This window comes from Burkholderia sp. AU17457 (assembly GCF_002223255.1).
In the GTDB taxonomy this organism is placed as follows: domain Bacteria; phylum Pseudomonadota; class Gammaproteobacteria; order Burkholderiales; family Burkholderiaceae; genus Burkholderia; species Burkholderia sola.
Map to the genome: position 1 here is coordinate 284796 of NZ_NKFB01000006.1, position 16229 is coordinate 301024.

At 69.1% G+C, this 16229-nt stretch carries 11 protein-coding genes and 1 pseudogene; 4 read left to right on the top strand and 8 right to left on the bottom strand.

The genetic code is table 11. From position 1 onward, the window contains the following. Nucleotides 1-10: 10 nt before the first annotated feature. Nucleotides 11-1210, bottom strand: coding sequence for an amidohydrolase family protein (locus CFB49_RS28200; RefSeq protein ID WP_089437303.1), 1200 nt, complete (start codon nucleotides 1208-1210; stop codon nucleotides 11-13). Between the two features lie 461 nt (nucleotides 1211-1671). Between CFB49_RS28200 and CFB49_RS28205 the strand changes: the two genes are divergently transcribed. The 3 genes and pseudogenes from CFB49_RS28205 to CFB49_RS28220 all read left to right on the top strand — a co-directional run bounded on the left by CFB49_RS28205 (nucleotide 1672) and on the right by CFB49_RS28220 (nucleotide 5162). Beyond that, nucleotides 1672-2319 (top strand): glycine zipper 2TM domain-containing protein, encoded by a 648-nt coding sequence (locus CFB49_RS28205; RefSeq protein ID WP_089437304.1) that lies wholly within the window; start codon nucleotides 1672-1674, stop codon nucleotides 2317-2319. 282 nt (nucleotides 2320-2601) lie between these two features. Then, nucleotides 2602-3111, top strand: a pseudogene (locus CFB49_RS28210) (GNAT family N-acetyltransferase). A gap of 689 nt (nucleotides 3112-3800) precedes the next feature. Continuing rightward, nucleotides 3801-5162, top strand: coding sequence for an aspartate aminotransferase family protein (locus CFB49_RS28220; RefSeq protein ID WP_089437305.1), 1362 nt, complete (start codon nucleotides 3801-3803; stop codon nucleotides 5160-5162). A gap of 123 nt (nucleotides 5163-5285) precedes the next feature. Here the strand turns inward: CFB49_RS28220 and CFB49_RS28225 are convergent, their stop codons facing one another. Both CFB49_RS28225 and CFB49_RS28230 read right to left on the bottom strand, forming a co-directional pair. Next, nucleotides 5286-6470 (bottom strand): M20 aminoacylase family protein, encoded by a 1185-nt coding sequence (locus tag CFB49_RS28225; protein ID WP_089493141.1) that lies wholly within the window; start codon nucleotides 6468-6470, stop codon nucleotides 5286-5288. A 41-nt stretch (nucleotides 6471-6511) separates the two neighbouring features. After that, nucleotides 6512-7744, bottom strand: a complete 1233-nt coding sequence (locus CFB49_RS28230; protein WP_089493142.1) for a diaminopropionate ammonia-lyase — start codon at nucleotides 7742-7744, stop codon at nucleotides 6512-6514. 180 nt (nucleotides 7745-7924) lie between these two features. On the opposite strand from CFB49_RS28230, the gene CFB49_RS28235 reads away from it, so the two are divergent. Continuing rightward, on the top strand, nucleotides 7925-8401 hold the full coding sequence (locus CFB49_RS28235) for an Lrp/AsnC family transcriptional regulator (RefSeq protein ID WP_089492962.1): 477 nt from the start codon (nucleotides 7925-7927) through the stop codon (nucleotides 8399-8401). Nucleotides 8402-8464: 63 nt separating this feature from the next. Here the strand turns inward: CFB49_RS28235 and CFB49_RS28240 are convergent, their stop codons facing one another. The 5 genes from CFB49_RS28240 to CFB49_RS28260 form a co-directional block, all read right to left on the bottom strand. Then, entirely contained in the window at nucleotides 8465-10189 is a 1725-nt protein-coding gene (locus tag CFB49_RS28240) for a tannase/feruloyl esterase family alpha/beta hydrolase (protein ID WP_089492963.1), read from the bottom strand. Between the two features lie 33 nt (nucleotides 10190-10222). Continuing rightward, a complete protein-coding gene (locus tag CFB49_RS28245) occupies nucleotides 10223-11371 on the bottom strand; it encodes a porin (protein ID WP_089492964.1) in 1149 nt (382 codons plus the stop codon). Nucleotides 11372-11432: 61 nt separating this feature from the next. Next, entirely contained in the window at nucleotides 11433-12638 is a 1206-nt protein-coding gene (mhpT, locus tag CFB49_RS28250; protein ID WP_089492965.1) for a 3-(3-hydroxy-phenyl)propionate transporter MhpT, read from the bottom strand. A gap of 217 nt (nucleotides 12639-12855) precedes the next feature. After that, nucleotides 12856-14763, bottom strand: coding sequence for a feruloyl-CoA synthase (locus CFB49_RS28255; RefSeq protein ID WP_373453193.1), 1908 nt, complete (start codon nucleotides 14761-14763; stop codon nucleotides 12856-12858). Continuing rightward, on the bottom strand, nucleotides 14760-16208 hold the full coding sequence (locus CFB49_RS28260; protein ID WP_089437311.1) for an aldehyde dehydrogenase: 1449 nt from the start codon (nucleotides 16206-16208) through the stop codon (nucleotides 14760-14762). Before CFB49_RS28260 ends, CFB49_RS28255 begins: the two co-directional genes overlap by 4 nt. Between the last annotated feature and the right edge of the window lie 21 nt (nucleotides 16209-16229).

Genomic DNA, 16229 nt, shown 5'->3' on the forward strand with positions numbered 1-16229 from the left:
TCGGGGTCGGTCAGCGCGTGAAGCGCAGCGACGGCGCGAACGGTGCGCCCGTATCGCTTTCGCCGCGGCGGAATACCCAGCGTTCGGCCGGCACGCCCGCGACGGCCGCCGCCGCATTCGGCGCACGCACCGCGACGAAGCTCGCGTCGCAGCCGACCGCGATCCCGTAGTTCTCCTTGCCGATTGCGCGCGCACCGGCGTGCGTCGCCATGTCGAGTGCGATGCCGAGCGCGTCGTCGGTGTAGAAGCCCGACCGGTAGCCGACCATCATCGCGCGCTGCAACATGTCGCCGTTGCCGTACGGCCACCACGCGTCGCGGATGTTGTCGTTGCCCGCGAACACGTGCACGCCCGCGTCCCGCAGCCGTTGCACCGGCGGGAACGCGCAGTCGCCGGGCGCATTCGTCAGGATCGATACGCCGGCGTCGGCCAGCGCCGCGGCGGTGCGCTCCACGTCGTCGTCGCTCACCTGGCCCAGCGCGTACGCATGGCTCACGTTCACGCGCCCGCCGAGCCCGGCCGCACGCGTGCGCGCCGCGATCCGCCGCAATTGCGCGATGCCCGTTTCGCCCGGCTCGTGCAGGTGGATGTCGATTTTCGCGCCGCGCTTCTCGGCGATGCCGAATACGATGTCGAGCTGGCCGTCCGCGTCGCCGTCGAGCGTCGTCGGATCGATCCCGCCGACCACGTCCGCGCCTTCGCGCACGGCTGCATCGAGGATCTCGGCGGTGCCCGGGCACGTGATCACGCCGGCCTGCGGGAACGCGACCAGTTCGATGTCGACGATCCCGCGCCACTGTTCGCGCGCGGCCATCACGGCGTGCAGGTTCGACAGCCCCGTCGTCGCATCGACGTCGACGTGGCTGCGCATCGCGATCGTGCCGAACGCGGCGGCCTGCGCGATCAGCGCGTTCGCGCGCTCGACGATCGGCGGCGCGGCCGCGAGCTGGCGCTTCTCGACCGCGAGCCGCTCGCGCAGCGAGTCGACCGGTTCGTGTGGCACCCAGCGATCGCCGACGAAGCTCTTGTCGAGATGGATGTGGCCGTCGACGAAACCGGGCAGCACGACGCGGCCGTCGAGGTCGATCGTCTGCGCGCCGGGCGCGGCCGGGCGGTCGGCGCCGATCGCGGCAAAGCGGCCGTCGCGGACGACGAGATTGACGGGTTGGCCACCGGCGTCGCGGGCGTTGATGAAGAATCGTTCGGTCATGGCTTCGAATGGGAGCGATCGCAGCGCGACACCGGCGCGGCCTGGGGGTAAGGAACCGCGGCCGGCGCGGCCGTTGGCAGGGAATGCGGCCACGATATCGGACGCCGCTGCGCGAGGCCAATTAAATGTCGCGATGCTGCGCATTCGATTTCGCGATGTGTGGCGCGCAGGGCCGCCAGGCCGGCGCGCAGACGGGTGTCGCCGGCCGGGGAAACGGCTGGAATGTCGGCGGCCGCGCGCGAGCCGCAGTGCCCGGCACGCGTGCGTCGGGGCACCGTGTCGCGCCATTGCCGGCGGCAGCTTCGACGCCCCGCCCCACCGGCGATTTACGCGGCAACAGACTTTACACGTTGTTACCCGGCCGCACCGGACGCGCATCCGGCCATTCCTTATACTCACGCCGAGTTCGCCACCCCCGACGGGAATCCATCGGCGGACACGTTGCCGATGCAGGAATCATCATGATGCGCATGCCTTCCACGAAGACCGTTCTGTTCGCCTCGCTCGTCGCCGTGGCGGCGCTTCCACTCACCGCCTGCGTCGCGCCGGGCTACTACGGCGCGCAGCCGGGTTATCCGCAGCAGCAATACGCGACGCCCGGCTATGCGCAGCCCGCGTATTCGCAGCCGGGCTACGTGCAGCAGCAGCCGGCGTATCCGAACCAGGCGCCGCAACCATACGATCAATACGGTAATCCGTCGCAATACGGCTCGCAGCCGTATGACCAGTACGGCAACCCGCAACAGCAATACGCGACTCCGTACGGCACGCAGTACGGCACCGTGTCGAACATCCAGCCGGTCAACGGCTCGGTCGGCCCGTCGGGCGTGGCCGGCACCGTCGTCGGTGCGCTGGTCGGCGGCCTGGTGGGCAACCAGTTCGGCCGCGGTCATGGCCGCGATGCGGCAACCGTGATCGGCGCGCTCGGCGGTGCGGTGGCCGGCAACCAGATCGGTCAGCAGATGGGCGCCGCGCAAGGCCCGAGCAGCTATCGGATCGACGTGCAGGTCAGCGACGGCTCGATGCGCTCGTTCGACGTGCAGTCGCCGGGCAACCTGCGTCCGGGCGACCGCGTGCAGATCAACGGCAATCAGCTGTCGCGCTATTGATTCCCGTTGCGTGCGCGTGAGTCGATCTCGCGCACGTCGTCTGCTTGGTGTCGTGCGCCAGACCCACGCGACCGCGCATGCGCTTGACGCGCTCCCGCCTTGATGGCGGTACGACGCACCGCCATCACTGTCTTCTCCGTTCACGATCGTGCGCGCCGCGCGTGCGACGCGCCGCGCATCGCCACGCGGCATCCGGATTCCTATTAGGATAAGGACGATGCATCCCGCGACCGCGGCAGCGGCGCCGGCATGCCCCCCTCAACCGGAATGCCGCCGATGACGATGACGACAACGATCCGCCTGCTCGACGCCGCCGACGCGGCGCAGTTCCAGACCGTCCGCCTGCGTGCGGTCCACACCGCGCCCACGTCCTTCCTGCCGACGCTCGACGAAGAGTCGCAGGTGCCGGTCGACGAATTCGCGAAGCGCCTCACGCCGACGCAGGCACAAGCCGTGTTCGGCGCGTTCGACGGCGACACGCTCGTCGGCATCACCGGGGTACGCCGCGATGCGCGCACGAAGATCGCGCACAAGGCGACGATCTGGGGCGTGTACGTCGACGCCGCGTATCGCGGGCAACGCATCGCGCAGGCGTTGCTCGACAGCGCGACAGCGCATGCGGCGAACGCGTGAGGATGCAGCCAGCTGATGCTGTGCGTGAACGAAGTCAACCACGCCGCGGAGCGGCTGTATGCGTCGCAGGGGTTCGTGCGGTTCGGCACGGAGCCGCGCTCGATGTTCGTCGATGGCCGCTTCTACGACGAGCACTACATGGTGAAGACGCTGGCGTAGCGTATTCGCGTTCGCGTGCAAGTACCAGCCGGCCGCACGCGAGCGTCGTGGCGTGTCGCCTCATCTCATCGCTTGTCGGCGATCGTCGTGTTGACGACCTGCCCGGCAATCGTCACGTTCGTCGGCGTCATCGCGCTCACGTGGAATGCCTAGATCGGCCCGGCGACGTTACCGTCACGTTCTGCACGACCGGTGCTCGCGTGCACATCGTATCGTTCGCGAGTGGGTCGTCGCAGCCGAGCGTGACGATGAAGGTGCGGCGCGTTACCCGCTTCGATGCGGGTGATCGGGGGAGGGAAAGATGAACGACGACGATGGGCGCCATGGGCGCCCCTTCCGGTAAGGGTATCGATACGTCGGGCGACGGATCGTATTTATACGTCGTCATACCATACCGCGCGGTCCGAGCATGCGTGGCACGGAGCACGCATCCGTCGCTTACCAGGCTTTTACGCATCCAATTCTCTGTATGTGTGCACACACTCACATTTCCCCGCCTACGCCCGGAGATATGTTGTCGTATGTTTATGCGCAAAAACTTCGATTAAATCGCTTCGGCGGACCGTGTCCGCCAAGGCGATTTGCCTGCTCGCCGGCCGCCGTCGGCTCGCCTCGGTGATTCCGCCTCTGTTCAGCTCCCCGCTGCCCGCGCTATCGTTTCCCCTCTCCCCACAACCGAGGAGCTGCCTTTGCCTACCCGCCACGGAGTCGACCTCATCCGCGCCCGCGCGCTGTTCGATCGCGAGCGCCACGCATTCACCGAAGCCATGCCGGTCTCTCGCGCACTTTCCGCGGAAGCGTCCGAGCACTTGCTGTTCGGCGTGCCGTTGCACTGGATGCAGGACTGGTCGACCCCGTTCTCGCTATACGTGAAGGAAGCCCGTGGCGCGACGTTCACCGACGTCGACGGTCATCGCTACGTCGATTTCTGCCTCGGCGATACGGGCGCGATGTTCGGCCATGCGCCCGAACCGGTCGCCCGCGCGCTCGTCGAGCAGGCCACGCGCGGCTACACGACGATGCTGCCGAGCGAGGACGCCGCGTGGGTGTCGCGCGAACTCGCGCGCCGCTTCAGGCTGCCGGTCTGGCAATTCGCGCTGAGCGCGAGCGACGCGAACCGCTTCGTGCTGCGCTGGGCGCGCGCGGCCACCGGCCGCAACACGATCGTCGTGTTCAACGGCTGCTATCACGGCACCGTCGACGACGTGTTCGTCGATCTCGTCAACGGCCGCCCGGTGCAGCGCGACAGTCTGCTCGGACAGTCGTACGACCTGCTCGCGAACACGCGCGTCGTCGAATTCAACGATCTGGACGCGCTCGAAGCGGCGCTGAAGGACGGCGACGTCGCGTGCGTGCTCGCCGAGCCCGCGATGACGAACATCGGGATGGTGCTGCCCGCCCCAGGCTTCTGGGAGGCCGCGCGCGAACTGACGCGTCGCCACGGCACGCTGCTGGTGATCGACGAGACGCACACGATCAGCAGCGGCCCCGGCGGCTACGCGGTCGCGCACGGTCTCGAACCGGACATGCTGGTGGTCGGCAAGCCGATCGCGGGCGGCGTGCCGTGCGCGGTGTACGGCTTCAGCGCCGAATTCGCGGCACGCGCGAAAGCGGCGAAGCTGAACGCGCCGCCCGGCCATTCGGGTATCGGCACGACGCTCACCGCGAACATGCTCGCGATGCATGCGATGCGCGCGACGCTCGCCGAAGTCGCGACCGACGCCGCATACGCGCACATGTTCGAACTCGCCGCGCGGCTCGCGACTGGGCTCGAACACGCGATCGCAAAACACCGGCTGCCGTGGTGCGTGACGCGCATCGGCGCGCGCACCGAGTTTCAGTTCGCGCCCGTGCCGCCGCGCAACGGCACGATCGCGGGCGAACAACTCGACAGCGAACTCGAGCACATCGTGCACCTGTACCTGCTGAATCGCGGCGTGCTGATCACGCCGTTCCACAACATGATGCTCGCGTGCCCGCAAACGACGGCCGGCGATGTCGACCGGCTCGTCGCGCAGTTCGATGCGTGCTTGGGTGAACTGGCCGGTTGAGCGAATGCGACGACGGATCATCCTCGACGCGCCGGCAACCCGGTGCGGTCGAGCATCGATGCGTCGTCAATGACGAAGGTTCGCCGCGCGCGCGGCGAACCGAATACGCAGCGATGCGCCCCCCTACACCGCCTTCAACACGCGCCGCGCCACTTCCGCGAAATACCGCGCGCCGATCGGCAAAATCTCGTCGTTGAAATCGTACGTCGCGTTGTGCAGCGGCACGCCGCCCTGCCCGGCCGCTTCGCCGTTGCCGATGAACACGAAGTTGCCCGGCACCGCCTGCAGGAACGCGCCGAAATCCTCCGAAATCATCATCGGCTGCACGTCGGCGTTTACCGCGTCGGCACCCGCGACGTGCGCGGCGGCCTGCACGGCGGTGTCGACCCATTCCGGCGAATTTACCGTCGGCGCGAACGCGTGCGTGTACTCGAACGTGCAGGTCGCACCGTGCGTGGAGCAGATCCCTTCGCTGATCTCGCGCATCCGCGTTGCCAGCAGCGCCTGCACGTCACGCGAATAGCTGCGCGTGTCACCCTTGATCGTCGTCGTCGACGGCAGCACGTTGCGCAGCCCGTCGGTGATGAATTCCGTGCACGAGATGACGGCCTGCTGGCCGGGGTCGAGATTGCGCGACACGATCGTCTGCAGCGCGAGCACGATCTGCGCGCCGATCACGATCGGATCGATGCCCATGTGCGGCCGCGCCGCATGCGTGCCGCGCCCGTCGATCCGGATCACGAAATTGTCTTCGCTCGCCATGATGCCGCACGCACGCGTCGCGAACGTGCCCGCTCGCATGCCCGGCATGTTGTGCGCGCCGAAGATCGCATCGACCGGAAAGCGCTCGAAGAGCCCGTCGGCCATCATCGCCTTCGCGCCGCGGCCGTGCTCTTCCGCCGGCTGGAAAATGAAGCGCACCGTACCGTCGAAATCCTTGCGCTCGGCCAGCAGTTGCGCGGCGCCGAGCACCATCGACATGTGGCCGTCGTGCCCGCACGCATGCATCTTGCCGGGCGTGCGGGACACGTGTTCGCGGCCCGGCGCGTGCTCGGCGATGTTCAGCGCATCCATGTCCGCGCGAATGCCGATCGCGCGCCGGCCGGTGCCGGCCGTCAGGTTCGCGACGAGCCCGGTGCCGCCGATGCCGCGATGCACGTCGAGCCCGAGCGTCGTCAGGATCCGCGCGACGTAGTCCGACGTGTTCACTTCTTCGAAACCCGTCTCCGGATACTGGTGCAGATGGCGGCGCCAGATCTTCAGTCGCCCCTGCAGCGTGCCCTCTTCAGTTGCGTCGATGGCATCCATTGCGTTCGCCTCGTCGGTCGTCATGTCGGTCGTCCTGTCGTTCAGACCACCACCGCCGCGCGGCTCAGCCAGTCGCGCTGGCGCGCGAGCACCGCGTCGGCCGTCTCGCCGACGCAGTGCCGGTACACGGACGGCGCGGTCGCCCCTTCCGTGTTGATCGCCAGCACGCGCGCGCGCGCGTCGAGCCCGACCTGCCGCGCGCGCGCCGGGTCGCGCATCAACACGGCCAGCCCCGCCACACCGGCCGCGCCCGATTCGCCGGCGACGAGCGGCACGTCGCGTTCGCTGCCGGCCGCGAGGCCGCGCATCGCCTGCACCGCGTCCGCGTCGTCGATCAGCATGAAGTGGTCGATGCACATCTCGAGAAAATCCCATGCGAGCGGCGACGCCTCGCCGCACGCGAGCCCGGCCATCACCGAATCGACGCTGCCGCTCGCCTTCGTCGCGCGGCCGGCCAGCGCGCTCTGGTACAGGCAGTCGGCCTGGCGCGGCTCGACGACGACGAAGCGCGGCCGCTGCGCGCCTTCGCGCTCCCACAGGTAACTCGCGACGCCCGCGGCGAGGCCGCCCACGCCGCCTTGCAGGAACACGTGCGTGAACGGCTGCCCGTCGTCCTCCGCGGCCTGCGCGGCTGCTTCGGCGGCGATCACGCCGTAGCCCTGCATCACGTCGCGCGGAATCGCTTCGTAGCCGTCGTACGACGTATCCGACACGACGTACCAGCCGTTCGCCTGCGCGAGCTGCGCCGCGCAGACGACCGATTCGTCATAGTTCCCCGCGATGCGAACGATCCGTGCCCCGTACGCCGAGATCGCGCGTTCGCGCTCGGCGTCGACGTTCGCGTGCAGCACGATCACGCAGCCGCAGCCGATCGCGCGCGCGGCGGCGGCCAGCGCGCGGCCGTGATTGCCGTCGGTCGCGCTGATCACCGTCAGGTCGGCCAGTTCCGACGCGTAGCGGCCGGTGACGAGCGCTTGCGGATCGAGTGCCTGCGTGCGGCGCAGCCGCTTCACGAGCCGCACCAGCGCGATCGGCGCGCCGAGCGCCTTGAAGCTGCCGAGCGGCGAGCGGCACGACTCGTCCTTCACGCTGACGCTCGCGACGCCGAGCCGCGCGGCGAGATCCGGCAGCGCACGCAGCGGCGTGCGCGCATTGCCGACGAGCGGCCAGTGCGCGAGCCACGCACCGCTTTCGTCGGCCGACGCGATGTTCATCACGCGGCGCAGCGCGTTCGGGTAGGCGGTGCGCGACGCGCGCCGGTTGGCGATCAGCATGGTGAGAGGCTCCGGATCGGGATCGCGCGGGCGGTCCGTCGGGTGAATCGGATCGGGCAGGCGCGGGTTGCGCTCGCCATCGGTTGGAAAAATAATATTGCGTGCGCCGGTCAACAAAATCGCCAAATTGACAGCCCAGACGCAAAAATTTCTCATTCTTTCGAGATTTCACGCACCATCATGACGATCCCTCTCGATGCGTTCGATCGCAAGCTGTTGATGGAAGTCCAGCGCGACGCGCAGACGCCGCAGTCCGAGCTCGGCGCGCGCGTCAATCTGTCGACCGCCGCCGTGAACCGGCGGCTGCGGCGCCTCGCGGAAACGGGCGTGATCGAGCGCTATACGGCCGTCGTCGCGCCTGAGAAGGTCGATCATCCGCTGACGATCGTCGTGAACGTCGAGGTCGAGAGCGAGCAGATCGATCAGCTCGACGCGATGAAGCGCGCGTTCGAGCGCTGCCCGCAGATCCAGCAGTGCTACTACGTGACGGGGGAATGGGATTTCGTGCTGATCCTCGCGGTACGCAACATGGATCAGTACAACGCGCTCACGCGCGAGCTGTTCTTCGCGAACAACAACGTGAAGCGGTTCAAGACGCTGGTCAGCATGAGCCGCGTGAAGGTCGGGCTCGACGTGCCGGTCGATGCCGGCGAGTGAATGCGGCGATGACACGGCCGGCGCGCGACAGCGTGCGCCGGCCGCTTCCCATCGACGGCTACGTCAACGACAACTGAAGCTCGCCGCCGAGTTCACGTCGCCCGAGCCGTTGTAGCGCGCGACCTGCGGATACGGGCACAGCGGTCGCGTACGACCCGCGCCCCAGGACGTCGGCACGTCCGCGTTCGGCACGGCGTTCGTCGTGTCGCGCGCGGTGGCCACGATCGCCGCGGGCGCCTGCCCCTGTTCGACCCATGCGACGAGCGGCGTCAGCATGTCGAACTGGTCGGCGGCCGGCCCGCCCGAGCAGTGGTTCATCCCCGGCACCGGATAGAAGCGCGCAAAGCTCGACGCATCGCCGCCGTTCGCCTGCGCGACGCGCGCGTACCAGTCGCGCGTGTCGTTGAACGAGAACACCGGGTCGCCCGTGCCGTGATAGACGAGCAGCTTCGCGCCGCGCGACTTCAGCGCGGCGAGGTTCGTCTCGTCGGGCGGCGTCATGAACGACCATGACGATTGCGTGTAAGGGCCGTTCGTCGCGAAGATCGCCGGCGCATCGTTGTCCATGTCGAAGCCGAGCGCGAATCCCGCAAGGTTCGCGAGCACTGCGGCCGTCTTCGGCGGCGTCATGAACGTGAATGCCATCGCGGCCGGGTCGAGCATGACGGAGTTCGACTGCTTCCACGCAGCCCAGCCAGGGCCCGACATGCCCGGGTCGTACGGAAAGCTCGCGTACAGCGCCGTGCCCGCGCTGTTGCGCGCCCCGGTAAACACATTCTCCAGCGCGGTCTTCTGCGCAGGCGTCAGGCAGGCGCCCGTGCGCGTGCCGTTCGCGCAGGTGGGAATATCGGCATCGACGCTGAAGTGCGCCTGACACGCGGCGACGTCCTGCACCATCCCGTCTGTCGCGCCGTCGATCGCATCGCATTTGTCGAGGATCTTCGCGCCGACGAACTGGCGTTCCGCATCGTTGAAACCGCTGCGGATATCCGGCAGCCCGTTCGTTCCCGTGGCCGATGCGATCTTCGCGAACTGCTGCGCGCCGTACATCTCGCCGATCGCCGCCTTCGGCAGATGGAAGCCCGGATCGCCGGCGATGATGCCGTCGTAGTCGGCCGGGTTGCGCACCGCCGTGACCATCGCGTGACGGCCGCCGTTCGAGCAGCCGCCGAAATAGCTGCGATCGGGCGCCTTGCCGTACGCGAGCCGGATCACCTGCTTCGCCATCGGCGTCAGCGCGTCGACGGCGCCGTAGCCGTAGTCGATCCGCGCCTGCGGATCGAGGCCGAACAACGGATTCTGCGCGGCACTGTGCCCGGAATCCGAGCTGATCACCGCGAAACCCTGGTTCAGCGCGTGGGTCAGCGGGCCGCCGCCGCCAATCTCGCCGGTCGCGGTCACGACGTTGCCGTCGAGCCCGCCGTTCGCCTGGTAGAAGAAGCGACCGTTCCATGCTTTCGGCAAGCGCATCTCGAAGCCGATCGCATAGGTCTTGCCGTCCACCGCGCTCACGCGCTCGTTCATCTTCCCGGCGATCACGCAGTGCTCGGCGACCGGCTTGCCGGCCACCGTCAGCGCGCCAGCCGCCGCGGTCGTCACCGACGTGAACGACGTGTTCGCATACGCGAGCTTCGCGGCGAGCGCGTCGCAGGTCTGCGCCATCGCGGCCGGCGTCGCGGCGCTCAGGTGCGTGGGCGGCGCACTGATCGAATCGTCGCCGCCGCAACCGGCGACCAGGGCGGCGGCGGACAGCGGCACAATACAGAGGAATGCAGATTTCCTGTTCAAGATAACTCCCGTTCGGTTCGTCACGCCGGTGAATCAGAACATGTGCCGCACGCCGACCATCGCGCCGAGCTGCCCCATCCCTGCGCCCGGCGTCGTGCCGGGCCCGCCGCCGCTGACCGAGTAGCGCGCGTGCGCGCTGTTCCACAGATACGACGATTGCGCATAGACGGCCGTGCGCTTGGTCAGCAGATAGGTCGCGCGCAGCGTGGCCATCGTCGCGCGCGTGTCGTGCGCGCTGTTGACGATCCGGTAGCCTTCGCCGTCGACGATGAAATCGGGCTTCACCGCATATGACGCGCCGACGAAGAACAGGTCCGAATGCGCGCCGGGCGCGGCCGGCGAACCGGTCGACACGCGCCGCCCGATCCAGCCCGCGCCGATCTTCGCGCCGGCCGCCTGCGCATACGCGCTCACGTGCGTGCGCGCATCCTTGCCGCCGCTGCTCGTGAAGGGGACGGGCGCCACGCCGTCGAAGAAGTTGGCCGCCGCGCCGGTGCCGCCGTGCTGTTCCTCGTACGACGCCGCCGCACCGAAGTACGCGCTGTCGTACTTGAGCATCACCGACCAGTTGCGGCACTGCACTGCGTCGCCCGGCACCTGCCCCGCGCACGTGCCCTGCCCCGGCGAGTTGCCGGTGCCCGCGCCGTCGCGCCCGAACGAATACGCGGCACCGAACGTCACGCCGCGATACGTGCCGACGTAGGTCACCGCGTTGTCGGCGCGGCCGTTCGGCACGTACGCGTCGAACGAGCCGAGCCCGTAGATGTCGGGGCCGATGATGTCCGCGCCCTGCAGCGCGAGATAGGTCATCGTGTACTGACGGCCGAACGCAAGCGTGCCGAAGCCGCTCTTCAGCCCGACGAACGCCTGGCGCCCGAACAGCCGGCCGCCCTGCCCGAGATCGCCGCCACGCACGTTGAAGCCGCTTTCGAGCGTGAACACCGCCTGGTAGCCGCCGCCGAGATCCTCGGTGCCGCGCAGCCCCCAGCGCGACGGCAGCTCGCCCGTCACGCCCGGCATCCGCACGACATGGTCGCCGGCCGCGTTCGCGTGCGACACGAATTCCACGCCCGTATCGATGATCCCGTACAGCGTCACGCTCGACTGCGCGTGCACGCCCGGCGCACCGAGCGCGCAGCACGCGCCGGCGGCCAGCAGGCCGTTCCTTGTCTTCGTCTTCATCGTTGCGTCTCCAGACCTTGAGTAAGCGCGCTCTGACGGCGCGCATTGAAAAATCGAACCGTCAGTCGCCGGCTTGCGGGCGGCGAATCAGCACGAATGCGGCGAAGGCCGCGACGAGCGTGACGGGAATGCTCGCGCCGATCACGACCGGCGCGCTGCGGCCGGCGGCCAGCAGCGTCGCGGCCGCGAGCGGCCCGACGACGGAACCGAGCCGGCCGACAGCCACCGCCGCGCCGACGCCGGTGCCGCGCATCGCGGTCGGGTAGTAGATCGCCGCGAGCGCGTACAGCACCGACTGCCCGCCGACGACGAACATCCCCGCCGCGAACGCGGCCGCCGCGAGCGACGCGAAACCGGGCGCCGCCGCGAGCGCGGCGAGCGACAGCACGATCCCGACATACATGCCGCCGACCACGCGCGACGCGCGCATCCGGTCGAGCGCCGCGCCGATGCCGAGCGCGCCGAGCCCCGCACCGACGTTGAACGCGATCTGCACGAGGCCGACGTGTGCGCGATCGAGCCCGCGCGAGGCCATCAGCGACGGCAGCCAGTTCAGCAGGAAGTAGAGAACGATCAGCGTGCAGAAGTAGCTGACCCACAGCGCGACCGTCGACGTCGCGCGGCCGTCGCCGAACAGCGTCTTCCCGACGCTCGTGCGCGCGGCCTGCGTGCCCGCGACGTCGAGATACGCGCGCGATTCCGGCAGGCACCACACGAGCAGCGGCACGAGCAGCAGCGGCCCCACGCCGCCGACATAGAAGATGTGCCGCCATTCCGTGTCGCCCGCGAGCAGCACGCCGATCACCGACGCGATCACGCCGCCGAACGGGATTCCGCAGTACATCGTCGCGACCGCGCTGCTGCGCGAGCGCGGGTCGACCGCCTCGGACGACAGCGCGATCAGGTTCGGCATCGCGCCGCCGAGGCCGATGCCGGTCAGCACGCGCACGACGACGAGCATCGCGAACGTCGATACCTGCGCGGTCGCGATCGACAGCAGCCCGAACAGCACGACCGACGCGATCAGCACGCGCTTGCGGCCGATCCGGTCGGCGAGCCGCCCGCCGAGCATCGCGCCCGGCAGCAGCCCGAAGGTGCCCGCGCTGAACGCGATGCCCATCTGCGACACGGACAGCCCGAATTCGCGCGCCATGCGCGGCGCGGCGACACCGACCGACTGAAGGTCGAGCCCTTCGAGGAGGGCGATCGCGAAACACAGCGCGAGCGTGGTCGCGACCGTGGATTTTTCGGCAACGTAGGTGTTCATTCTGTCTCCAATCCCATGTCTTGTAGTCGGTCGGCCCTGCAACGGCCGCCGCGCGCCGCCGCCGGCCAGGGGCGGTTCGGCGCGCGGGGTGTCGTATGAATGGCCGCCTTTATCAGGCAGCCTGATTCACTGGCCGCTAAAGTGCCTGCCGGTGTCGTGGCCGGCCGGTCGTTCTGCCTGCGTGTTGCTTACCGCTGCAACTGCTCGCGCGTGCTGCTTACGCGTAAATCACGTCGGGATCGCGTCGCGCCGGGTCGTACAGCGCGTCGATCGTCGCCGCGCGATGCTTCTGCACGGCCGCCTGGTTCAGCGAACCCTTGTCGGTCACTTCGCCGAGATCGAGCGACGGCGGCGTGTCGATCAGCCGGATCCGCGCGACGAACGTCGAACCGCCGCTCGCGTTGCGGTTCAGCGCGGCGAGCCACGTCGCGAATGCCGCGCGCACGGCCGGCGTGCGCAGCACGTCGGTCACGGACGCATCGGCCGGGAGCCCCGCCAGCGCACGGCATGCATCGACGCGCGGGAACACCAGCAAGCCGATGTCGTCGCGATCGATGCCGGTCACGACCACGTCCTGCACGTACGGCGCGCCGGTCGACACCGCGTTCGCGCGCAACGGCCCGACGCTGACGAACGTGCCGCTGCTCAGCTTGAAGTCCTCGGTCAGCCGGCCGTCGAACAGCAGCCCGAGTTCCGGCCGCTGCGGATCGGCAAAGACGCCCGCGTCGCCGCTGCGGTAATAGCCTTCTTCGTCGAACACGTCGCGCGGATCGACGTCCGCATGCCAGTAGCCGCGCATCACGTTCGGCCCCTTGAAGCGCAGTTCGTGCTTGCCGCCGCACGGCACGAGCTTCGCTTCGCAGCCGGGCGCGGGCAGCCCGATATAGCCGGCGCGCATCAGCGGCCCCGTCGTGAACAGGCACGATGGCGACGCCTCCGTCATCCCGAGGCCGGCCATGATCCGGATGCGCTCGCCGCAATGCGCTTCGGTCACGCGGTCGAGCCGGTCCCATGCCGCCTGCGACAGTCCCGCGCCGCCGAAGAAATACAGCTTCACGCGCGAAAAGAACGTGTCGCGCAGCTCGGCGTCACGTTCGAGCGCGGTAGTCAGCTCTTCCCAGCCCTTCGGCACGTTGAAGTAGATCGTCGGCGCGATCTCGCGCAGGTTGCGCACGGTTTCGTCGAAGCGGCCGGGCATCGGGCGGCCGTCGTCGATATACAGCGTGCCGCCGTTGTACAGCGCGATGCCGAGGTTGTGACTGCCGCCGAACGTGTGATTCCACGGCAGCCAGTCGACCAGCACCGGCGGCTCGCGCGTGAGTTCCGGCATCGTCTGGCGCAGCATCTGCTGGTTGCTGCACAGCATCCGGTGCGTGGTCGGCACGGCCTTCGGCTGCTTCGTCGAACCGGACGTGAACAGGATCTTCGCGAGATGGTCGGGGCCGACCGCCGCGTGGATCGCGTCGATCGTGCGCGGGGCGGTGGCGAGCAGGCGCGACAGCGGCACTGTGCGGCTTTCGACATCGGTTTGCGCATCGGCGTCGCGGGCGACGATCAGCGTTGCGTCCGTCGGCAACGTCGCGTCGAGCGCACGCGCGAACGGCGCGCGCTCGGCGACGAACACCGCACCCGGGCGCAGCACGCCGAGCGTGTGACGCAACTTGCCGTAGTCGGTCGACACCAGCGAATACGCGGGCGAGATCGGCGAGTACGGCACGCCGGCCAGCATCGCCGCGAACATCATCTGCAGATGCTCGAGATCGTTGCCGGACAGCACCGCGAGCGGACGCTCGGCCGACAGCCCGAGATCGACGAGGCCCTGCCCGAGTGCGCGGGCATTTTCGAGCATCTGCGCGTACGTGATCTCGATCCAGTTCCCGTCGGCGCCGCGCCGTGCGGCCAGCACGCGGTCCGGATGGGCTTGCGCGCCGCGCACGAGGCAGTCGGTGAGGCGCGTCGGGTAATCGCCGAGCGGCTCGCGCGAGCGCAGGTACCAGGTACCGTCGTCGGCGCGGCGAATCTCGGCCGCGCCGACCGCGACGGCGGCCGCGCGATAGCGCACGGCGTCGGCGTGTTGGCCGACCTGAAGCGGCGCCTTCTCTGCATTCATCGTCGGCTCGCTCATATGGGGTAGTGGCGCGGCGCGGTCTGCACGGTGATCCAGCGCAGCTCGGTGAATTCGGCGATCGACGCGCGGCTGCCGAAGCGGCCGTAGCCGCTCGCCTTCGTGCCGCCGAACGGCATCTGCGCTTCGTCGTGCACGGTCGGCCCGTTGACGTGGCAGATCCCCGATTCGATCCGGCGTGCGACCGCCATCGCACGTGCGATATCGCGGCTGAACACGCTCGCCGACAGCCCGAATTCGCTGTCGTTCGCGAGCGCGACCGCTTCGTCGTCGCTGTCCGCGCGCAGGATCGCGACGACCGGCGCAAAGGACTCCTCGCGATAGAGCCGCATGTCGCGCGTGACGCCGTCGACGATCGCCGGCTGCATCGTCGCGCCTTCCACACGGCAGCCGAGCGGCAGTTGCGCGCCAAGCGCACGCGCATCCTCGACCAGCGACGCCGCGCGTGCGGCGGCCGACGCATCGACCATCGTGCCGAGCGGATGGCCGGCCAGCGGATCGCCGGCAACCAGCGTGCGCGCCTTCGCGGCGAGCCGCTCGACGAGCGCATCGGCGATCGGCCGCGCGGCGATCACGCGCTCGGTCGACATGCAGATCTGCCCCTGGTTGAAGAATGCGCCGAACGCGATCGCGTCGACGGCCGCATCGAGATCGGCATCGTCGAGCACCAGCACCGGCGCCTTGCCGCCGAGTTCGAGCAGCACGGGCTTCAGGTGCGCGGCCGCGTGGCGCGCGATGATGCGGCCGACGTGCGTCGACCCGGTGAAGTTGATCCGCTTCACATGCGGATGCGCGATCATCCGCTCGACGAGTTCGGGCGCATCGGCCGCCGCGTGCGTGATCACGTTGACCACGCCCGCGCCGAGCCCCGCTTCGTCCAGCACCGCGCCGATCAGCGCGTGCACGCCCGGGCACGCCTCGGACGCCTTCAGCACGACCGTGTTGCCGCATGCGAGCGGCATCGCCAGCGCACGCGTGCCGAGGATCACCGGCGCGTTCCACGGCGCGATGCCGAGCACCACGCCGCACGGCACGCGCATCGCGAGCGCGAGATTGCCCGGTACGTCGGACGGGATCACGTCGCCGTTGATCTGCGTCGTCATCGACGCGGCCTCGCGCAGCATGTTTGCCGCGAGCGTCGCGTTGAAGCCGAGCCAGCCGGGCGTCGCGCCGGTTTCGGCGACGCCGGTTGCAATGATTTCGTCGATGCGCGCGTCCATCAGGTCGGCCGCCTTCAGCAGCCGGCGGCGCCGCTCGGTCGGCGCGAGTGCCGCCCACGCGGGGAACGCGCGATGCGCGGCGTCGATCGCCGCGTCGGCGTCGGCCACGCCGGCCGCCGGCGCGCGCGATGCGAGCGCGCCCGTCGCGGGGTTGAAGCGGTCGAAGGTGCGGCCGTCGCGGGCGTTGCACCACTCGCCGCCGATCAGCATCCGTCTGTCGGTCATGTCGTCTCCTGCCTTGCCTGT